We start from the raw sequence: 17,802 nt of genomic DNA, 5'->3' as shown, positions 1-17,802 counted from the left end.
GCCAGTGCCGGGCAAGGATACCTGGCACTGGCAACCAGCCGCTTAGTAGCGGTAAGCGTCCGGCTTGAACGGGCCTTCGACGGTCACACCGATGTACTCGGCCTGCTGCGGGGTCAGCTGGGTGACCACGCCGCCGAAGCCGCGGACCATTTCCAGGGCCACTTCTTCGTCGAGCTTCTTCGGCAGCACTTCCACGGTCAGGCGCTCGGCCTTCTTCGCGGCGGGCAGCGCGGCGAACTTCTGCTCGAACAGGAAGATCTGCGCCAGAACCTGGTTGGCGAACGAACCGTCCATGATGCGGCTTGGGTGGCCGGTGGCGTTGCCCAGGTTTACCAGGCGGCCTTCGGCCAGCAGGATCAGGTAGTCGTCGTTCTGCGGGTCGAACACGCCGGCGCCGGTGCGGTGGATCTTGTGCACCTGTGGCTTGACCTCTTCCCATGCCCAGTTCTTGCGCATGAAAGCGGTGTCGATCTCGTTGTCGAAGTGGCCGATGTTGCAGACCACGGCGCGCTTCTTCAGGGCCTTGAGCATGTTGGCGTCGCAGACGTTGACGTTACCGGTGGTGGTGACGATCAGGTCGATGCGGCCGAGCAGGTCCTTGTTGATACCGGCTTCGGTACCGGTGTTGATGCCGTCCTTGAACGGCGAGACGACTTCGAAGCCGTCCATGCAGGCTTGCATGGCGCAGATCGGGTCGACTTCGGTGACCTTGACGATCATGCCTTCCTGGCGCAGGGACTGGGCCGAGCCCTTGCCCACGTCGCCGTAGCCGATCACCAGGGCCTGCTTGCCCGACAGCAGGTGGTCGGTGCCGCGCTTGATGGCGTCGTTCAGGCTGTGACGGCAGCCGTACTTGTTGTCGTTCTTGCTCTTGGTGACCGAGTCATTGACGTTGATCGCCGGGACTTTCAGCTCGCCCTTGGCCAGCATGTCCAGCAGGCGGTGCACGCCGGTGGTGGTCTCTTCGGTCACACCGTGGATCTTGTCCAGCATGGCCGGGTATTTCTTGTGCAGGATCTCGGTCAGGTCACCGCCGTCGTCCAGCACCATGTTGGCGTCCCATGGCTGGCCATCCTTGAGGATGGTCTGCTCGATGCACCACTCGTACTCCTGCTCGGTTTCACCTTTCCAGGCGAATACCGGGATGCCGGCGGCAGCGATGGCGGCGGCGGCCTGGTCCTGGGTGGAGAAGATGTTGCACGACGACCAGCGCACTTCGGCGCCCAGGGCGATCAGGGTCTCGATCAGCACGGCAGTCTGGATGGTCATGTGGATGCAGCCGATGATCTTCGCGCCCTTGAGCGGTTGCTCGGCTTGATACTTGCGGCGCAGGCCCATCAGCGCGGGCATTTCCGATTCGGCGATGATGACTTCCTTGCGGCCCCAGTCGGCCAGGGAGATGTCGGCGACCTTGAAGTCGGAAAAACCTGCAGGCGTGTTTACAGCGCTCATTGAGAGCCTCCATTCGTAGTGTGCGAATGGGCGCCGTTGTGCGTTGAGCGTCCGCTTGCGCGGACAACGCCCCAACCGAGCCTGACAGGCCAAGCCTGCTGCAGCGCCCCTCGGATGGGTGGCGGGATGGCCACCACTGTGGGGGACCATGTGAAACGGCGAGATTATAGCCGCGGGCGTGTGACACACCCAAGACTTTCTGTCGATTAATCGAGACGATAGTCGATGTTCAATGGAGCGTGACCGAGCGGTCTGCCATCATTAGCGCATGTCAGCAAGCAGGTCAGGAGTACAGATGAACTTTCACACCCGCAAATGGGTAAAACCTGAAGACCTCAACCCCAACGGCACCCTGTTCGGCGGCAGCCTGCTGCGCTGGATCGACGAGGAGGCGGCGATCTACGCCATCGTCCAGCTGGGTAACCAGCGCGTGGTGACCAAGTACATTTCCGAGATCAACTTCGTCAGTGCTTCGCGTCAGGGTGACATCATCGAGCTGGGCATCACCGCCACCGAGTTTGGCCGCACCTCGATTACCCTCAAGTGCGAAGTACGCAACAAGATCACCCGCAAGGCGATCCTGACCGTCGACAAGATGGTCTTCGTCAACCTGGGTGAGGATGGCCTGCCGGCCGCCCACGGGCGCACCGAGATCAAGTACATCCAGGATCAGTTCCCCGATTCGGCTGTCGAGTGATAAAGCTGGGGCCGCAATGCGGCCCCGGTATTTTCATGGTTGTGCGCTGACCTTGCGCACCACCTTGCCGACCGTCAGGCCTTGAATCAGGATTGACGACAGCACCACGATGTAAGTGATCGACAGCAGCAGGTCACGCTCGGCACCCTGCGGCAGCGACAGTGCCAGGGCCACCGAAACGCCACCGCGCAGGCCGCCCCAGGTCAGTACGCGAATGGTGCCTTGCGGCACGCTGCGCCAGCGCCGCAACAGCACGATCGCCGGCGCCACGGTCAAAAGCCGCGAGGCCAGCACCGCCACCGCCAGCACGCCACCGGCCGCCAGGTGCAGCCAGTTGAACGGCAGCAGCAACAGCTCCAGGCCGATCAGGGCGAACAGCAGGGCGTTGAGCATGTCGTCGATCAGTTCCCAGAAACCGTCCATGTAACGGCGGGTCATGTCGTTCATCGCCAGGTTGCGCCCCAGGTTACCGATGATCAGGCCGGCCACCACCATGGCGATCGGCGCCGACACGTGCAGCTCGTAGCACATGGCCGAACCGCCGATCACCAGCGCCAGGGTCAGCATCACTTCCACCTGGTACTGCTCGACGCTCTTGATCATGCGGTAGGTGGCGTAACCGATCAGGCCGCCGAAGGCGATGCCACCCAGGGCCTCGCGGGCGAACAGGATGGCGGTGTCGGCGACGCTCGGCGTCTCGCCCAGCTGGATGATGCCCAGCAGCACGGTGAACACCACGACTGCGGTGCCGTCGTTGAACAGCGACTCACCGACGATGGTGGTCTTCAGCGGCTTGGAGGCGTTGGCGGTGCGCAGTGCGCCGAGCACGGCGATCGGGTCGGTCGGCGAGATCAGCGCGCCGAACAGCAGGCAGTAGATCAGCGGCACGTTCCAGCCGAACAGGGCGAATACCCAGTGCGCCAGGTAGCCGATCACCACGGTGGCGATCAGCACCCCGATGGTGGCCAGCAGGCCGATCGGCCAGCGGTAGCTGCGCAGGTCGGCGAGGTTGACGTGCAAGGCGCCGGCGAACAGCAGGAACGACAGCATCCAGTGCATCAGCAGGTCGTTGAAGTCGATCTGGTTCATCAGGCCTTCGACGCGTTCTTCCAGGCCAGGGAAGCCGATCAGGCTCAGGCCCTGCAGCATCAGGGAGAACAGCAATGCGGTGACCATCACGCCGATGGCCGGCGGCAGGCCGATGAAGCGGTAGTTCACATAAGTGAGGAGGGTGGTGAGGCAGATAAACGCGGCAACTAATTCAAGCATCCCGAATCCTGTGAAAGTGGCTTCCAAGTCATTACCCGAAGGGCTCGGGCAGTTCTTTGATGACCTGGCGCGGCAGTCGGGACACACCTTATGACCGGATTTCTCCAATTGGTTCCTGCCAGGCGATGGTGGGGGAGCGGGTTTGCACCGCGATGAGGCCATGACAGGCCAGGCGCTATATAGTGTCCGCACCAAACGACCACAAGGATTCCAAGGCGTGCTGGCAACTTCCCTCGTACTGGTCGCAGCCCTGCTCCATGCCACCTGGAATACCTTGATCAAGTTCAGCGCCGAGCGCTTGCTGGTGATCGCCAGCATGGACGTGGTGGCGCTGAGTTTCGCCCTACTGGCGGTGGCCTTCGTAGATTTTCCGCCCGCCGAGATCTGGCCGTGGCTGCTGGCCTCGGCGCTGGCCGAGCAGTTGTACCGCTTTCTGCTGATCCAGGCCTATCGGGTCGGCGACCTGGGCCTGGTCTATCCGTTGATGCGTGGCCTGTCGCCATTGGTGGTACTGGGCCTGACCCTGGCCTTTGCTGGCGAATCGCTGAGCCAGCAGCAGATCATCGGCATCCTGCTGATCCCCTGTGGCATGGCGTGCTTGCTCTGGCAGGGTGGCGGCGGCGACCGCCTGCCCTGGTCGATGCTGCCGGTGGTGGCGCTGATCGGCCTGTGCATCGGCTGTTACACCTGGTTCGACGGCCAGGCCGTACGCCTATGGGGCAAACCGTGGGATTACCTGGTGTGGCTGAGCCTGCTCAGCTCCTGGCCGTTCCCGCTGCTGGCCGTGGTGGCCCGACGAGGGCCGTTCATGCTGTTCTGGCGAACCCAATGGAAGCTGGGCCTGGCGGTCGGGTTCTGCGTATTGTTCAGCTACGCTCTGGTGCTCTGGGCCATGCATCTGGGCTCTGTGGCCGAAGCGGCAGCGTTGCGCGAGTTGAGCGTGATCCTCGTGGTGCTGTTGGGCATGCGCTACCTCAAAGAACCTTTTGGCGGGCCAAGACTCCTAGCTTGCGGGCTGGTGCTGGCCGGCATGCTGGTGATGAAGCTCTGAAGCGAACCTCTATGAACAAGGAGTCCTGTAGATGACCGTAGCCCTGTGGTGCATTCTCGTCGCGCTGGTCCTGCCGCCGCTGTGTGCACTGATCGCCAAGCTCAGCAGCGGGTATTTCGGCCTGCGTGCCAATCACGACCCGCGTGCGTTCCTGGACAAGCTCGAAGGGCTGCCACGGCGGGCCCATGCTGCTCAGTTGAATGGCTACGAGGCGTTTCCCGCGTTTGCCGCGGCAGTGCTGGTGGCCGATATCGTCGGCAATGCCGAACAAGTGACCCAGGACGTGCTGGGCGTGATGTACATCACCAGCCGGTTGCTCTACATCATCTGTTACCTGGCGGATTGGGCGGTGTTGCGCTCGCTGGTGTGGTTCGTCGGGATGGCGCTGATCGTGTCGTTCTTTGTCGTTTCGATCTGACTGCATCGCGGGGCAAGCCCGCTCCCGTAGTGGGAGTGGGCATGCCCCGCGATAGCGCCCGTCAGGGTACCTTTGGTACTTCGGGCAAAGGCTGGCCCTTAGGCCACAGCATCCAGATCTGCCCCTGTTGTTTCATGTTGCCTGCCAGTTCACCGGCCTCTGGCCCGGTGCCCCAGAACAGGTCCGCACGCACTTCACCGGTAATCGCCCCGCCCGTGTCCTGCGCCCCCACGGGGCGCACCACCGGGCTGCCGTCGGGGCGGGTGGTGGACAGCCACAGGAGGCTGCCCAGCGGGATCACCTTGCGGTCGATGGCCACGCTGTAGCCAGCGGTCAGCGGCACGTTGAGCGAGCCGCGTGGACCTTCGTTGCTATCCGGACGGGTGCTGAAGAACACATAGCTCGGGTTGCTGGCCAGCAACTCAGGGACGCGCTGCGGGTTGGCCTGGGCCCAGGCGTGAATGCTGCCCATGGTCACCTGTTCCTTGGGCAGCTGGCCCTGGTCTACCAGCCAGCGGCCAATCGGCCGATAGGGGTGGCCGTTCTGGTCGGCGTACCCCAGCCGCAGCTGGCGGCCACCTTCCAGCTGGATGCGACCGGAGCCCTGGATCTGCAGGAACTGCAAGTCCATCGGGTCGGTCAGCCAGGCCAGTACCGGCGCCTTGGCACCGTCGCGGTTGATCACTTCTGCGGTGTCATAAGGCTTGAGCACGCGGCCATCGAGGCGCCCGCGCAGGCGCTTGCCCTTGAGCTCGGGATACACACTGGCCAAATCGACCACGATCATGTCCTCGGGTACGCCGTACACAGGTACATGCGCGGCTTCGGTGCGTTCCAGGCTGCCGGGGTAGACCGGCTCGTAGTACCCGGTGATCAGGCCGTTGGCGCTGTTCTGCGCCGAGCGCAGCCCGTACACCTGGAGATTCTGCTCGAGGAAGGTGCGGACCTGATCAGCGTTCGCCGTGGCTGAGCCGGCTGCCTCGCAGGTTGCGGCCCACACCGGATCGCGCTTGAGCTTCTCGCAACCGTTGCGCCAGGCATAGAAACCGGCCAGCAGGTCGTCGTCGCTGACCTGGGGCAGGTCCTTCCAGGTGGCTGGCACGTAAGTGGCGATGGCATGAGGCTCGGGCTTGGCGCTTTCGCCGCCGTTGCAGCCGGCCAGGAGCGCGAGGGCGGGCAGGGCCCAGGCGAGATGGCGCAATGCAGATTTCATCGGGTGGGTCCTGTGCTGGGCGAAAAATGAACATTCGCCCTTGTTTTCTGTGTGGCTATTGGTCTTTGCCCGGCAGGCGGCGATACTGGCCACCCGTTTGCCTGGCCAAAGAGACCGTGATGTTCAAGCGATTGACCGTAGTACTGCTCGCCGCCCTCGCCCTGACTGCCTGTGACGGCGTCGACCCCAACTCGCCGCTGGGCCAGCGCAAGGCGATCTTCAAGCAGATGCTCAAGACCAGTGAAGACATGGGTGGCATGCTGCGCGGGCGGTTGCCCTTCGATGGCGTGAAGTTCGCCGAGAGCGCGGTGAAGCTGGATACCCTGGCCCATGAGCCGTGGCAGCACTTCCCGCAGGTGCGCGACGAGGGTGACAGCAGTGCGCGGGCCGAGGTCTGGGAGCGCCAGGCGCGGTTTCAGGACCTGGCCAGGCAGCTGGAGGGCGTTACCGGCGAACTGCTGACGATGACCCGCAACCCGTCGCTGGACGCAGCGCAGATGAAGGCTCCGATGGACAAGGTCGAGGCGGCGTGCAAGGCCTGTCATAGCGAGTTTCGTAATCACTGAGCCGTGGGAGGCTGTCGTGGGAGCGGCTTCGCTCCCACTTCGGAGGCTGTCAGGTCAGCGCTCGAGCTCGTCCACGGCTTCCTGCAGTTCTTTCTTCGCCTCGGCCAGCTTGTCCTTGCGCTTGTTGATCTTTTCCGCGTCACCTTTCTTCATGGCTTTGTCCAGGTCCTTGGTGCGCTGGTTCACTTCGTGGCGGGCATCGAGCACCTTCTGCTCGCGCTCTTTGCGCAGCCCGGCTTCGGTGCAGTTGTCCACGCCACGCAGCGCCTCTTCGAGCCCGGCAACCTGGTCGCTGTTGCCATGGTCACGGGCAATCTTCAGCTGGTTCTCGATGGCGCTGCGCTTGGCGGCGCAGCCGGTCAGGCCTGCATCCGGCTGGGCGGCTTGCGCGGCGCCGGTCGCCAGGCCAAGGGTTGCCAGCAGGAAAAGAGCGGTGAAACGTGTCATGAATAGCCTCCTGAGCGGGGCGGGGCAGCAAAAGTTGGTGGAATCCTGCCTTGGTTTGCCGGATTTAGGAACCCTTGGTAGGTCTTTAAGCGGCAAACTCGGAGTTACCCTACGCTCGTCATTGTTCGGCGGTGTCGTCCGGGTGCTGGAAGCCGGCGATACGATACCCGCCCAGTTGCGCGGCAAGGGCTTGAACATCTTCTGTTGCAAAAAATAACTCGAGTTGTTTCGATCTTGCGCCACCGATGCCCGGCAAGGCTTGCCATGCGTCAGCTGATCGCGTTGCCTGCGTCGACCAGTCGGCCTCCAGGGGCATGCCGTGAGGCAAGGGCGCGCCCAGCGCTTTCAACCACTGGAAGAAAGGGCGTAGGCGGGCCGCGCTAAAACTGTCATGAAGCTGTCGAGCTCTGGCATCGCCGAGACCCGGCACCGCCGCCAGAACTTGGGTATCGAGCTCCAGCCAGTCCACGAGGGTGGTCACCAGGCCGGCATCCACCAGTCGGCGCCAGGTGCCCGGCCCGATCCCTGGCAGGGCCAGGCCCTGCTTGCCGCTCAACCAGTTCAATCGGGCGATGAATTGCTCTTCGCAGCCAGCGCCAGCCTGCCAGCAAGTGTGCGCGTCATACTGGCCGGCAGCCGGTGAGGCGACGGGCTGTCGCACGACCGTGCGCTGTACCACGTCGTCAAACCGCGGAATGGTGAGGCCGGCAAGGCTGATGGCCACCTGGTCGCCAGGGCGAATATCGAGTTTCTGCCAGCGTGCCAGGGAGCCAAGGCTGACCTGGGAAACCTGACGGTCGTCCAGCTCGACAGGCGTCAGGTGCAGGATGGGGGTTACCTTGCCAGTGCGTCCAATGCGAAAGCGCACTTCGCGCACTTCGGCCAGTGCCTGGGAGAAGGGGTATTTCCAGGCCGCAATCCAGTAAGGGGCCTTGGCCTGCCAGCGTTCGGCGGGCGGGCGACTGTCCTGGCGCAGGATCACGCCATCGGTGGCGAAGGGCAGGGCGGCGCGATACCAGTGCAGGCGCATCTCGGCGGCCTGCTCCGGGCTGGCGATGGCGACGCTGTAGCGTTGGCCGTCGGCAAAGCCCATGGCGGCCAGTCGCTCGAGGCGTTCCGCCTGGGTTTGCGGCCCGTGTGGCCAGTCCCAGACGAACAGGCCGATGCTCGCGCCGAGCGCGGTGTCCAGCTGCTTGCGTGCCATCAGCCCGGCCACGTTGCCGCGAGCGTTGAGGCTGCCTGCCTGAGCCTGCACATGGCCCTCCAGGCGTTTGTACAGTTCCCCTTGCAGCACCAGGTCCACAGGTTGTGGCAGCTGTCGGGTGATGGCGCCGAGCGAGGGAATATGCCGGCTCCAGTCATGGCCCTGGACGCCATCGCCACGGCTGAGCAGTCGGACCAGCCGGCCTTGCTGGTAGATCAGGGAAACCGCGACGCCATCGACCTTGGGTTGAATCCAGACATCGCGTTTGCCGGCCAGCCAACGACGCATCGCCTGTTCGTCGGGGAGCTTGTCGACACCGGTGTGTGCGACCGGGTGGGGTATCGGGCCACGTGCGCTGGCCAGCGGGTCGGGCGCCGCGTCTGGCAGGTTGTTGAAGCAATGTTGCAGGCGCAGCAGGCGTTGGCGGCTCTGGTCATAGAGCTCGTCGGCTACCAATGACTTGCCCTGACGATGGTAGTGATCGTCCCAGCGGGCCAGGGTCTCGCCCAGCCGGGCCATTTCGGCATTAGCCTGCGATGGGCTCCAGTCCGGACACTGGCCGGCCTGTGCACTGGCGAAGAGTGTCGGCAGGAGCATGAGTATCAGCAGCAACGGCATGGCCGGCATCCTTGCGAGGCGGTAAGGAGTCCTCAGCCTAGGTGTCAGCTGCCCGGTGTGACGTGCCGCATTGTCAGGCGATATGTCACGAAAAAGCCCCTGCCGATTGCTCGGCAGGGGCTTTCTTTTACTGCTGTAGGAGACTTACAGGCCGGCGGCGTCGCGCAGGGCGGCGGCGCGGTCGGTGCACTCCCAGGTGAAGGTGGTGAAGGTGTCATCACCCACGGTCTTCTGCTGCGGGGTACGGCCGAAGTGACCGTAGGCAGCGGTTTCCTGGTACATCGGGTGCAGCAGGTCGAGCATGGTGGTGATGGCGTACGGACGCAGGTCGAAGCACTCGCGCACCAGCTGCACGATCTTCTCGTCCGAGACCTTGCCGGTGCCGAAGGTGTTGATCGAGATGGAGGTCGGCTGGGCCACGCCGATGGCGTAGGACACCTGGATCTCGCAACGCTCGGCCAGGCCCGCGGCGACGATGTTCTTGGCCACGTAGCGGCCGGCGTAGGCGGCGGAACGGTCGACCTTGGACGGGTCCTTGCCGGAGAACGCGCCACCACCGTGACGGGCCATGCCGCCGTAGGAGTCGACGATGATCTTGCGGCCGGTCAGGCCGCAGTCGCCCACCGGGCCACCGATGATGAAGTTGCCGGTCGGGTTGATGTGGTACTGGGTACCCTTGTGCAGCAGCTCGGCAGGCAGGGTGTGCTTGACGATCAGCTCCATCACCGCTTCCTGCAGGTCCTTCTGCGAGACCTCGGGGTTGTGCTGGGTCGACAGCACGACCGCGTCGATGCCGACGACCTTGCCGTTTTCATAGCGGCAAGTGACCTGGGACTTGGCGTCCGGGCGCAGCCAAGGCAGCAGCTTGGACTTGCGCGCCTCGGCCTGACGCTCGACCAGGCGGTGCGAGAAGCAGATCGGCGCCGGCATCAGCACGTCGGTCTCGTTGCTGGCATAGCCGAACATCAGGCCCTGGTCGCCGGCGCCTTGGTCTTCCGGGCGGGAGCGGTCGACGCCCTGGGCGATGTCCACCGACTGCTTGCCGATGATGTTCATCACGGCGCAGGTGGCACCGTCGAAGCCGACGTCGGAGCTGTTGTAGCCGATGTCGATGATCACGTTGCGCACCAGGTCTTCCAGATCGACCCAGGCCGAAGTGGTGACTTCACCGGCGATGATGGCGACACCGGTCTTGACCAGGGTCTCGCAGGCCACGCGGGCATACTTGTCCTGGGCGATGATGGCGTCCAGCACCGCGTCGGAGATCTGGTCGGCGATCTTGTCCGGATGCCCTTCGGACACGGACTCGGAGGTGAAAAGGGAGTATTCGCTCATCTCGATGGGTTCCTGAAATTTACCGATGTTGTATGTCGCCATTGGCCCGCTGGAAATGCCGGACCTGGATCTGAAAACCGTTACGCAAGCCCACGTAGAGGCTGTCCCCGGGGGTCAGCCCTGCAGCGTTGGCCCAACGGGCCAGGTCGTCCTGCTCGAAGCCAAGCCACAGGTCGCCGCAGGCTTCGCGCGCCCACCCCTGGTCATGGCTGCACAGCTCGGTGACCAGCAGGCTGCCGCCCGCCTTCACCCGTTTGGCCAGCAGGCGCAAGGCCAGGGCCGGGTCGCTGAAATGGTGCAGGACCATGTTCAGCACAACACAGTCGGCTTCCACATCCGTTGCACCCAGTGCATCGGCCAACTGCAGGTTTACGTTACTCAATTCGTTGCGCTCACAGACCTGGCGGGCCAGCTCGAGCATGGTCGGGCTGTTGTCCATGGCCGTGACCTGGTCGAAGCGACGGGCCAGGTCGGGCAGAAAACCGCCGTCGCCAGGCCCCACTTCCAAGGCGCTGGCGCCGATGCTGAAGCTGAGCTTGTCGAGCAGCGCCAGCAGGCTTTCGCGGTACTGCGGCAAGCCGGCGATCAGGTCCTGCTGGGCGCGGAACTTCTCTTCGACGCGCTGGAAAAAGTCCTGGCTGGTGGCGGCGCGGCGCTGTTGCACCAGGGCGATACGTGCCTGTACGTCCACGGGCAGCGCGAGGTCGTCGGCTTCCTCGAGCAGCGCCGTATGCAGGCGGCCACCCAGGCGCTGACTGTCGGGCAGGGCGCGGCGGTAGAAGATCGCATTGCCTTCGCGGCGGGTCGCCACCAGGTCGGCCTGCGCCAGTACCTTGAGGTGGTGGCTCATGCCCGACTGGCCAATGTCGAAAATCTGCGCCAGCTCCAGCACGCCGAACGAGTCGTTGGCCAATGCGCGCAGCACGTTCAGGCGCAGCGGGTCGCCGCCGGCCTTGCACAGGGCAGCCAGCTCGTCGCTGCGTTGCGGGGTGATGGGCGCATTGAGGTTCATGGGGCGGGAGTCTAGTCAGGGGATGCTGTCGTCGCAATAGCAATATCAAAAAGTTTTGATATTGCTGGATGGGTGGTGGTTGTGCAGGCGCATTTCTCGTGAAAAGCAGGCCAAACACAGGAAAAAAGCCCGACTGCGACCATACGTCATTGCCCCCGGCCCCCCCTGTGGGCGAAAATGGTCGCCTTTTTTCGCATCACCACCCTTTCAAGCCCCAGGAGACTCAGCGATGCCCAGCCGTCGTGAACGTGCCAACGCCATTCGTGCCCTCAGCATGGATGCCGTGCAAAAGGCCAACAGCGGCCACCCAGGTGCCCCCATGGGTATGGCGGATATCGCCGAAGTGCTTTGGCGCGACTACCTGAAGCACAACCCGAGCAACCCAAGCTTCGCCGACCGTGACCGTTTCGTGCTGTCCAACGGCCACGGCTCGATGCTCATCTATTCGCTGCTGCACCTGACTGGCTACGACGTCACCATCGACGACCTCAAGGCCTTCCGTCAGCTGCACAGCCGCACCCCGGGTCACCCTGAGTATGGCTACACCCCAGGCGTCGAGACCACCACCGGCCCCCTGGGCCAGGGGCTGGCCAATGCCGTGGGCTTTGCCCTGGCGGAAAAGGTACTGGGCGCCCAGTTCAACCGTGAAGGCCACAACATCGTCGACCACAACACCTACGTGTTCCTCGGCGACGGTTGCATGATGGAAGGCATCTCCCACGAAGTCGCCTCGCTGGCCGGCACCCTGGGCCTGAACAAGCTTGTCGCTTTCTACGACGACAACGGCATCTCCATCGACGGCGAAGTGCACGGCTGGTTCACCGACAACACCCCGGCGCGCTTCGAGGCCTACAACTGGCTGGTGATCCGCAACGTCAACGGCCACGACGCCGACGAGATCAAGACCGCCATCGAGACCGCGCGCAAGAGCGACCGTCCGACCCTGATCTGCTGCAAGACCATCATCGGTTTCGGCTCGCCGAACAAGCAGGGCAAGGAAGACTGCCACGGCGCACCGCTGGGCAACGACGAAATCGCCCTGGCCCGCAAGGAACTGAACTGGAACCACGGTCCGTTCGAGATCCCGGCCGACATCTATGCCGAGTGGGACGCCAAAGCCGCTGGCGCCAAGGCCGAAGCTGCCTGGAACGAGCGCTTCGACGCCTACGCCAAGGCTTACCCGGAACTGGCTGCCGAGTTCAAGCGCCGTGACGCAGGTGACCTGCCGGCGGACTTCTCCGAGAAGGCCCAGGCCTACATCAACGAAGTCGCTGCCAAGGGTGAAACCATCGCCAGCCGCAAGGCCAGCCAGAACACCCTGAACGCCTTCGGCCCGCTGCTGCCGGAGTTCCTCGGTGGCTCGGCAGACCTGGCCGGCTCCAACCTGACCCTGTGGAAAGGTTGCAAGGGTGTCGAGGCCAATGACGCCAGCGGCAACTACGTGTTCTACGGCGTGCGCGAGTTCGGCATGACCGCGATCATGAACGGCGTCGCCCTGCACGGCGGCCTGGTGCCATACGGCGCGACCTTCCTGATGTTCATGGAATACGCCCGCAACGCCGTGCGCATGTCGGCGCTGATGAAGCAGCGCGTGATCCACGTCTACACCCACGATTCCATCGGCCTGGGCGAGGACGGCCCGACCCACCAGCCGATCGAGCAGCTGACCAGCCTGCGCAGCACGCCGAACCTGGACACCTGGCGCCCGGCCGATGCGGTCGAGTCCGCCGTGTCCTGGAAAGCCGCCCTGGAGCGCAAGGACGGCCCGTCGGCGTTGATCTTCTCGCGCCAGAACCTGCAGCACCAGACCCGCGACGCCCAGCAGATCGCCGATATCGCCCGTGGCGGTTACGTGCTCAAGGACTGCGCCGGCGAGCCTGAGCTGATCCTGATCGCCACCGGTTCCGAAGTGGGCCTGGCCGTCCAGGCGTTCGACAAGCTGAGCGCCGAGGGCCGCAAGGTCCGCGTCGTGTCGATGCCGAGCACCAGCGTGTTCGACGCCCAGGACGCTGCCTACAAGCAGTCGGTCCTGCCCCTGGAAGTCGGTGCGCGTATCGCCATCGAGGCTGCCCATGCCGACTTCTGGTACAAGTACGTCGGCCTTGAAGGTCGCGTCATCGGCATGACTACCTACGGCGAGTCGGCACCGGCCTCTGCGCTGTTCGAGGAGTTCGGCTTCACCCTGGACAACATCCTGGGCACCGCCGAAGAGCTGCTGGAAGACTGATGCACCCGGGAGGCCTTGAGCCTCTCGCCTGATCGCGGGGCAAGCCCGCTCCCACAAGGCATCCCGGTGCCTTGTGGGAGCGGGCTTGCCCCGCGATGGTCGTTCAACGCACCTGCACGTGAGTATCGAATGCCCCACCCGCGTCCCTACAAAGTTGCACTCAACGGTTACGGCCGCATCGGCCGCTGTGTCCTGCGCGCACTGTTCGAGCGGGGGGCGAAGGCCGGTTTCGAGATCGTCGCGCTGAACGACCTGGCCGACCAGGCCAGCCTGGAATACCTGACGCGCTTCGACTCCACCCACGGGCGTTTTCCCGGTGAGGTGAAAGTCGACGGCGACTGTCTGCATATCAATGGTGACTGCGTGAAAGTGCTGCGTAGCGCCACCCCCGAAGGCATCGACTGGGCCGCCCTGGATGTCGACCTGGTGCTGGAGTGCTCTGGCGCCTACAACACCCGCGCCGACGGCCAGCGCTTTCTCGATGCCGGTGCACCGCGGGTGCTGTTCTCCCAGCCCATGGCCAGCGAGGCGGATGTCGACGCCACCGTGGTCTACGGCATCAACCAGGACTGCCTGACCGGCAGCGAGCTGCTGGTGTCCAACGCCTCCTGCACCACCAACTGCGGCGTGCCGCTGCTGCGGGTGCTGGACCAGGCGTTCGGCATTGAATACGTGCAGATCACCACCATCCACTCGGCGATGAACGACCAGCCGGTGATCGATGCCTATCACCACGAAGACCTGCGCCGCACCCGTTCGGCGTTCCAGTCGGTAATCCCGGTGTCCACTGGTCTGGCGCGTGGTATCGAACGCCTGCTGCCGGAACTTGCCGGGCGAATCCAGGCCAAAGCGGTACGCGTGCCGACCGTCAACGTGTCGTGCCTGGACATCACCCTGCAGACCTCCCGCGACACCAGCGCCGCAGAGGTCAACCGGGTGCTTCGCGAGGCCGCCCTGGATGGCCCGCTCAAGGGCCTGCTGGCCTACACCGAGCTGCCCCACGCCAGCTGTGATTTCAACCATGACCCGCATTCGGCCATCGTCGATGCCAGCCAGACCCGCGTTTCCGGCCCACGCCTGGTGAACCTGCTGGCCTGGTTCGACAACGAATGGGGGTTCGCCAACCGTATGCTCGACGTTGCCGAACATTATCTGCACGTCGTCCACTCTACCCGCAGCAAACAGCCCTGAAGGACTGCATTCATGACCGTGTTGAAGATGACCGACCTCGACCTGCAAGGTAAGCGCGTACTGATCCGCGAAGACCTCAACGTGCCTGTGAAGGACGGTGTGGTAACCAGCGACGCGCGTATCCTGGCAGCGCTGCCGACCATCAAGCTGGCCCTGGAGAAGGGCGCGGCGGTAATGGTCTGCTCGCACCTGGGCCGCCCGACCGAAGGCGAGTTCTCCGCCGAGAACAGCCTCAAGCCGGTTGCCGACTACCTGAGCAAGGCCCTGGGCCGCGACGTTCCGCTGGTCGCCGACTATCTCGACGGCGTCGAGGTAAAGGCCGGTGACCTGGTGTTGTTCGAGAACGTGCGCTTCAACAAGGGCGAGAAGAAGAACGCCGATGAGCTGGCGCAGCAGTACGCCGCCCTGTGCGACGTGTTCGTCATGGACGCCTTCGGCACTGCCCACCGCGCCGAAGGTTCGACCCATGGCGTCGCCAAGTTCGCCAAGGTCGCAGCTGCCGGCCCGCTGCTGGCCGCTGAGCTGGACGCCCTGGGCAAGGCTCTGAAGGCCCCGGCCAAGCCGATGGCGGCCATCGTTGCCGGCTCCAAGGTCTCCACCAAGCTGGACGTGCTGAACAGCCTGAGCACCGTGTGCGACCAACTGATCGTCGGTGGCGGCATTGCCAACACCTTCCTCGCCGCCGCCGGTCACCCGGTCGGCAAGTCGCTGTATGAGCCTGACCTGATCGAGACCGCCAAGGCCATCGCCGCCAAGGTCAGCGTGCCGCTGCCGGTGGACGTGGTGGTCGCCAAGGCATTCGCCGAAGACGCCGAAGCCACTGTCAAGTCGATCGCCGACGTAGCCGCCGACGACATGATCCTGGATATCGGTCCAAAGACCGCCGAGCAGTTCGCCGAGTTGCTGAAGACCTCGAAGACCATCCTGTGGAACGGCCCGGTCGGTGTGTTCGAATTCGACCAGTTCGGCAACGGCACCAAGGTACTGGCCAAGGCCATCGCCGACAGCGCCGCATTCTCCATCGCCGGTGGCGGTGACACCCTGGCGGCCATCGACAAGTATGGCGTTGGCGCCGATATCTCCTACATTTCTACCGGTGGCGGCGCGTTCCTCGAGTTCGTCGAGGGCAAGGTCCTGCCAGCCGTGGCAATCCTGGAAGAACGGGCCAAGGCCTGAGTTTGAAGGCGCCTGGCAAAGGGAGCGACCTGATGGTCAAGCAATTGCCTGTGATGATCGTGGCCGTGTTGCTGGGCGCTTGCTCCAGCAACACGGGCAGCGAGGCTGACCCGGCGCAGCCGCCCAAGGGCGGTTGCTACCAGTCCCAGTGGCAGGCCGAGACGGCACCGGTGATCAACACGCGCCTGGGCCCGGACGGCCTGGAAAAGTACGACGACGAGCACCAGCGCAAGGCGCCGGGCTGCCCTTGATCGGGCGTTAGGCAACCTGAAGGCTGTTTTGTGGTCTTGAACATAGGGCCTGCCGTTGCGGCCCCATCGCGGGGCAAGCCCGCTCCCACGTTGTCATGCGTGGGAGCGGGCTTGCCCCGCGATGGGGCCGATGTAGCAGGCTCGCTACGAGGATGTTTAATGAAAGCGCTTCTGGCCACACTGGCCCTGGCGACCCTGGCAGGCTGCTCGCTGTTGCAGCCAGCACCCGCCCCGGTGGCGGACAACTGGACCCGCTGGGTCTGCGACAGCCAGGCCGAGGTGCTGTGGCGCTTCGCCGATGCACAACAGGACGCGGTCGATGTACGCCTGGGTGGCGGCGACCAGGTCTACCGGCTCAAGGCCGAGCCGGGCGCCTCCGGCGCGCTGTACAGCGATGGCATGCTGGCCTTCCACACCAAAGGTGAAGAAGGCCTGGTGTACTGGGTGGCGACCAACGATCTGATTGGGCGGGGCTGCAAGGCACCGTGACTGGCCGGGCCGCGCAGGTGGCCCACACTACTTGAACAGCAACCGCCCCTGCGGCAGGCTTGCACGAAACAAACGACGCTTGTCGGGAGAGAGATACACAATGGCACTCATTAGCATGCGCCAGATGCTGGACCACGCCGCCGAGTTCGGCTACGGCGTTCCGGCTTTCAACGTCAACAACCTCGAGCAGATGCGCGCGATCATGGAAGCCGCCGACAAGACCGACTCCCCGGTCATCGTCCAGGCTTCCGCTGGCGCTCGCAAGTACGCCGGTGCGCCGTTCCTGCGCCACCTGATCCTGGCGGCCATCGAAGAGTTCCCGCACATTCCGGTGTGCATGCACCAGGACCACGGCACCAGCCCTGACGTGTGCCAGCGCTCCATCCAGCTGGGCTTCAGCTCGGTGATGATGGACGGCTCGCTGGGTGAAGACGGCAAGACCCCGACCGACTACGAGTACAACGTCCGTGTCACCCAGCAGACCGTCGCCATGGCGCATGCCTGCGGCGTTTCGGTAGAAGGCGAGCTGGGCTGCCTGGGTTCGCTGGAAACCGGCATGGCCGGTGAAGAGGACGGCATCGGCGCCGAAGGCGTGCTCGATCACAGCCAGATGCTGACCGACCCGGAAGAAGCGGCCGACTTCGTCAAGAAGACCCAGGTGGACGCCCTGGCCATCGCCATCGGTACCAGCCACGGCGCCTACAAGTTCACCAAGCCACCTACCGGCGACGTGCTGGCGATCGACCGCATCAAGGAAATCCACAAGCGCATCCCCAACACCCACCTGGTGATGCACGGCTCGTCCTCGGTGCCGCAAGAGTGGCTGGCGATCATCAACCAGTACGGTGGCGACATCAAGGAAACCTACGGCGTGCCGGTCGAAGAGATCGTCGAAGGCATCAAGTACGGTGTACGCAAGGTCAATATCGACACCGACCTGCGCCTGGCCTCCACTGGCGCCATGCGCCGTCTGATGGCGCAGAACCCGAGCGAGTTCGACCCGCGCAAGTTCTTCGGTGAAACCGTCAAGGCCATGCGTGACGTGTGCATCGCCCGCTACGAAGCCTTCGGCACCGCCGGTAATGCCTCGAAGATCAAGCCGATCTCCCTGGAAGGCATGTTCCAGCGCTATGCCAAAGGTGAACTGGCGGCCAAGATCAACTGATCCGGCACCGTTCAACGCAAG

General features: G+C 64.2%; 17 protein-coding genes and 1 riboswitch. Of the genes, 10 read left to right on the top strand and 7 right to left on the bottom strand.

What is annotated here, in order from left to right; all coding sequences use genetic code 11:
- Window positions 1-42 precede the first annotated feature (42 nt).
- A complete protein-coding gene (ahcY, locus tag ABZO33_RS00385) occupies window positions 43-1,452 on the bottom strand; it encodes an adenosylhomocysteinase (protein WP_414534429.1) in 1,410 nt (469 codons plus the stop codon).
- A 21-nt stretch (window positions 1,453-1,473) separates the two neighbouring features.
- Window positions 1,474-1,570: riboswitch (S-adenosyl-L-homocysteine riboswitch) on the bottom strand.
- Between the two features lie 177 nt (window positions 1,571-1,747).
- On the opposite strand from ahcY, the gene ABZO33_RS00380 reads away from it, so the two are divergent.
- Window positions 1,748-2,149, top strand: a complete 402-nt coding sequence (locus tag ABZO33_RS00380; protein ID WP_003257757.1) for an acyl-CoA thioesterase — start codon at window positions 1,748-1,750, stop codon at window positions 2,147-2,149.
- A 33-nt stretch (window positions 2,150-2,182) separates the two neighbouring features.
- Here ABZO33_RS00380 and ABZO33_RS00375 read toward each other — a convergent pair whose 3' ends face one another.
- The gene (locus ABZO33_RS00375) at window positions 2,183-3,418 is read right to left on the bottom strand and encodes a cation:proton antiporter (protein WP_414534428.1); all 1,236 of its coding nucleotides are present in this window, start codon (window positions 3,416-3,418) and stop codon (window positions 2,183-2,185) included.
- Between the two features lie 217 nt (window positions 3,419-3,635).
- Between ABZO33_RS00375 and ABZO33_RS00370 the strand changes: the two genes are divergently transcribed.
- Complete coding sequence (locus tag ABZO33_RS00370; protein WP_414534427.1) at window positions 3,636-4,469, top strand: EamA family transporter; 834 nt, start codon at window positions 3,636-3,638, stop codon at window positions 4,467-4,469.
- 31 nt (window positions 4,470-4,500) lie between these two features.
- The gene (locus ABZO33_RS00365) at window positions 4,501-4,887 is read left to right on the top strand and encodes an MAPEG family protein (protein ID WP_046853941.1); all 387 of its coding nucleotides are present in this window, start codon (window positions 4,501-4,503) and stop codon (window positions 4,885-4,887) included.
- A 61-nt stretch (window positions 4,888-4,948) separates the two neighbouring features.
- Here ABZO33_RS00365 and ABZO33_RS00360 read toward each other — a convergent pair whose 3' ends face one another.
- Complete coding sequence (locus tag ABZO33_RS00360) at window positions 4,949-6,100, bottom strand: murein transglycosylase A (protein ID WP_414534426.1); 1,152 nt, start codon at window positions 6,098-6,100, stop codon at window positions 4,949-4,951.
- A 119-nt stretch (window positions 6,101-6,219) separates the two neighbouring features.
- Here ABZO33_RS00360 and ABZO33_RS00355 point away from each other — a divergent pair, with 119 nt between their 5' ends.
- Window positions 6,220-6,666, top strand: coding sequence for a c-type cytochrome (locus ABZO33_RS00355; protein WP_414534425.1), 447 nt, complete (start codon window positions 6,220-6,222; stop codon window positions 6,664-6,666).
- Window positions 6,667-6,720: 54 nt separating this feature from the next.
- Here ABZO33_RS00355 and ABZO33_RS00350 read toward each other — a convergent pair whose 3' ends face one another.
- The 4 genes from ABZO33_RS00350 to ABZO33_RS00335 all read right to left on the bottom strand — a co-directional run bounded on the left by ABZO33_RS00350 (window position 6,721) and on the right by ABZO33_RS00335 (window position 11,282).
- Window positions 6,721-7,113, bottom strand: coding sequence for a DUF1090 domain-containing protein (locus ABZO33_RS00350; protein WP_318861528.1), 393 nt, complete (start codon window positions 7,111-7,113; stop codon window positions 6,721-6,723).
- Between the two features lie 118 nt (window positions 7,114-7,231).
- Entirely contained in the window at window positions 7,232-8,935 is a 1,704-nt protein-coding gene (gene ligB / locus ABZO33_RS00345) for an NAD-dependent DNA ligase LigB (RefSeq protein WP_414534424.1), read from the bottom strand.
- Between the two features lie 144 nt (window positions 8,936-9,079).
- Window positions 9,080-10,270, bottom strand: coding sequence for a methionine adenosyltransferase (metK, locus tag ABZO33_RS00340; protein WP_414534423.1), 1,191 nt, complete (start codon window positions 10,268-10,270; stop codon window positions 9,080-9,082).
- Between the two features lie 19 nt (window positions 10,271-10,289).
- A complete protein-coding gene (locus ABZO33_RS00335) occupies window positions 10,290-11,282 on the bottom strand; it encodes an ArsR/SmtB family transcription factor (RefSeq protein WP_414534422.1) in 993 nt (330 codons plus the stop codon).
- A 229-nt stretch (window positions 11,283-11,511) separates the two neighbouring features.
- Between ABZO33_RS00335 and tkt the strand changes: the two genes are divergently transcribed.
- The 6 genes from tkt to fba all read left to right on the top strand — a co-directional run bounded on the left by tkt (window position 11,512) and on the right by fba (window position 17,781).
- Entirely contained in the window at window positions 11,512-13,509 is a 1,998-nt protein-coding gene (tkt, locus tag ABZO33_RS00330) for a transketolase (protein WP_414534421.1), read from the top strand.
- Between the two features lie 129 nt (window positions 13,510-13,638).
- Window positions 13,639-14,700 carry an erythrose-4-phosphate dehydrogenase gene (gene epd / locus ABZO33_RS00325; RefSeq protein WP_414534420.1) on the top strand — a complete coding sequence of 354 codons (1,062 nt, stop codon included), beginning with the start codon at window positions 13,639-13,641 and terminating at the stop codon, window positions 14,698-14,700.
- Between the two features lie 12 nt (window positions 14,701-14,712).
- Window positions 14,713-15,876: a phosphoglycerate kinase gene (locus tag ABZO33_RS00320; RefSeq protein ID WP_414534419.1), complete on the top strand. Its 1,164-nt coding sequence runs from the start codon at window positions 14,713-14,715 to the stop codon at window positions 15,874-15,876.
- Window positions 15,877-15,908: 32 nt separating this feature from the next.
- Window positions 15,909-16,127, top strand: coding sequence for a hypothetical protein (locus tag ABZO33_RS00315; protein WP_414534418.1), 219 nt, complete (start codon window positions 15,909-15,911; stop codon window positions 16,125-16,127).
- A 159-nt stretch (window positions 16,128-16,286) separates the two neighbouring features.
- Window positions 16,287-16,616, top strand: coding sequence for an MliC family protein (locus ABZO33_RS00310; RefSeq protein WP_414534417.1), 330 nt, complete (start codon window positions 16,287-16,289; stop codon window positions 16,614-16,616).
- A 100-nt stretch (window positions 16,617-16,716) separates the two neighbouring features.
- Complete coding sequence (fba, locus tag ABZO33_RS00305) at window positions 16,717-17,781, top strand: class II fructose-bisphosphate aldolase (protein ID WP_023631710.1); 1,065 nt, start codon at window positions 16,717-16,719, stop codon at window positions 17,779-17,781.
- Window positions 17,782-17,802: the final 21 nt, after the last annotated feature.

The sequence above is a fragment of the Pseudomonas sp. CAM1A genome, assembly GCF_047501685.1.
Classification (GTDB): Bacteria; Pseudomonadota; Gammaproteobacteria; order Pseudomonadales; family Pseudomonadaceae; genus Aquipseudomonas.
The sequence above is the reverse complement of the archived record's forward strand: the minus strand, read 5'-3'. Positions and strand labels throughout refer to the sequence as shown.

Bases quoted from the DNA above. Each gene is read 5' to 3' on its own strand.
- tkt (WP_414534421.1), top strand. From the start codon at position 11,512: ATGCCCAGCCGTCGTGAACGTGCCAACGCCATTCGTGCCCTCAGCATG.
- ABZO33_RS00365 (WP_046853941.1), top strand. From the start codon at position 4,501: ATGACCGTAGCCCTGTGGTGCATTCTCGTCGCGCTGGTCCTGCCGCCG.
- ABZO33_RS00335 (WP_414534422.1), bottom strand. From the start codon at position 11,282: ATGAACCTCAATGCGCCCATCACCCCGCAACGCAGCGACGAGCTGGCT.
- ABZO33_RS00375 (WP_414534428.1), bottom strand. From the start codon at position 3,418: ATGCTTGAATTAGTTGCCGCGTTTATCTGCCTCACCACCCTCCTCACT.
- ligB (WP_414534424.1), bottom strand. From the start codon at position 8,935: ATGCCGTTGCTGCTGATACTCATGCTCCTGCCGACACTCTTCGCCAGT.
- ABZO33_RS00380 (WP_003257757.1), top strand. From the start codon at position 1,748: ATGAACTTTCACACCCGCAAATGGGTAAAACCTGAAGACCTCAACCCC.
- epd (WP_414534420.1), top strand. From the start codon at position 13,639: ATGCCCCACCCGCGTCCCTACAAAGTTGCACTCAACGGTTACGGCCGC.
- metK (WP_414534423.1), bottom strand. From the start codon at position 10,270: ATGAGCGAATACTCCCTTTTCACCTCCGAGTCCGTGTCCGAAGGGCAT.
- ABZO33_RS00310 (WP_414534417.1), top strand. From the start codon at position 16,287: ATGAAAGCGCTTCTGGCCACACTGGCCCTGGCGACCCTGGCAGGCTGC.
- ABZO33_RS00350 (WP_318861528.1), bottom strand. From the start codon at position 7,113: ATGACACGTTTCACCGCTCTTTTCCTGCTGGCAACCCTTGGCCTGGCG.
- ABZO33_RS00320 (WP_414534419.1), top strand. From the start codon at position 14,713: ATGACCGTGTTGAAGATGACCGACCTCGACCTGCAAGGTAAGCGCGTA.
- fba (WP_023631710.1), top strand. From the start codon at position 16,717: ATGGCACTCATTAGCATGCGCCAGATGCTGGACCACGCCGCCGAGTTC.
- ahcY (WP_414534429.1), bottom strand. From the start codon at position 1,452: ATGAGCGCTGTAAACACGCCTGCAGGTTTTTCCGACTTCAAGGTCGCC.
- ABZO33_RS00360 (WP_414534426.1), bottom strand. From the start codon at position 6,100: ATGAAATCTGCATTGCGCCATCTCGCCTGGGCCCTGCCCGCCCTCGCG.
- ABZO33_RS00315 (WP_414534418.1), top strand. From the start codon at position 15,909: ATGGTCAAGCAATTGCCTGTGATGATCGTGGCCGTGTTGCTGGGCGCT.
- ABZO33_RS00355 (WP_414534425.1), top strand. From the start codon at position 6,220: ATGTTCAAGCGATTGACCGTAGTACTGCTCGCCGCCCTCGCCCTGACT.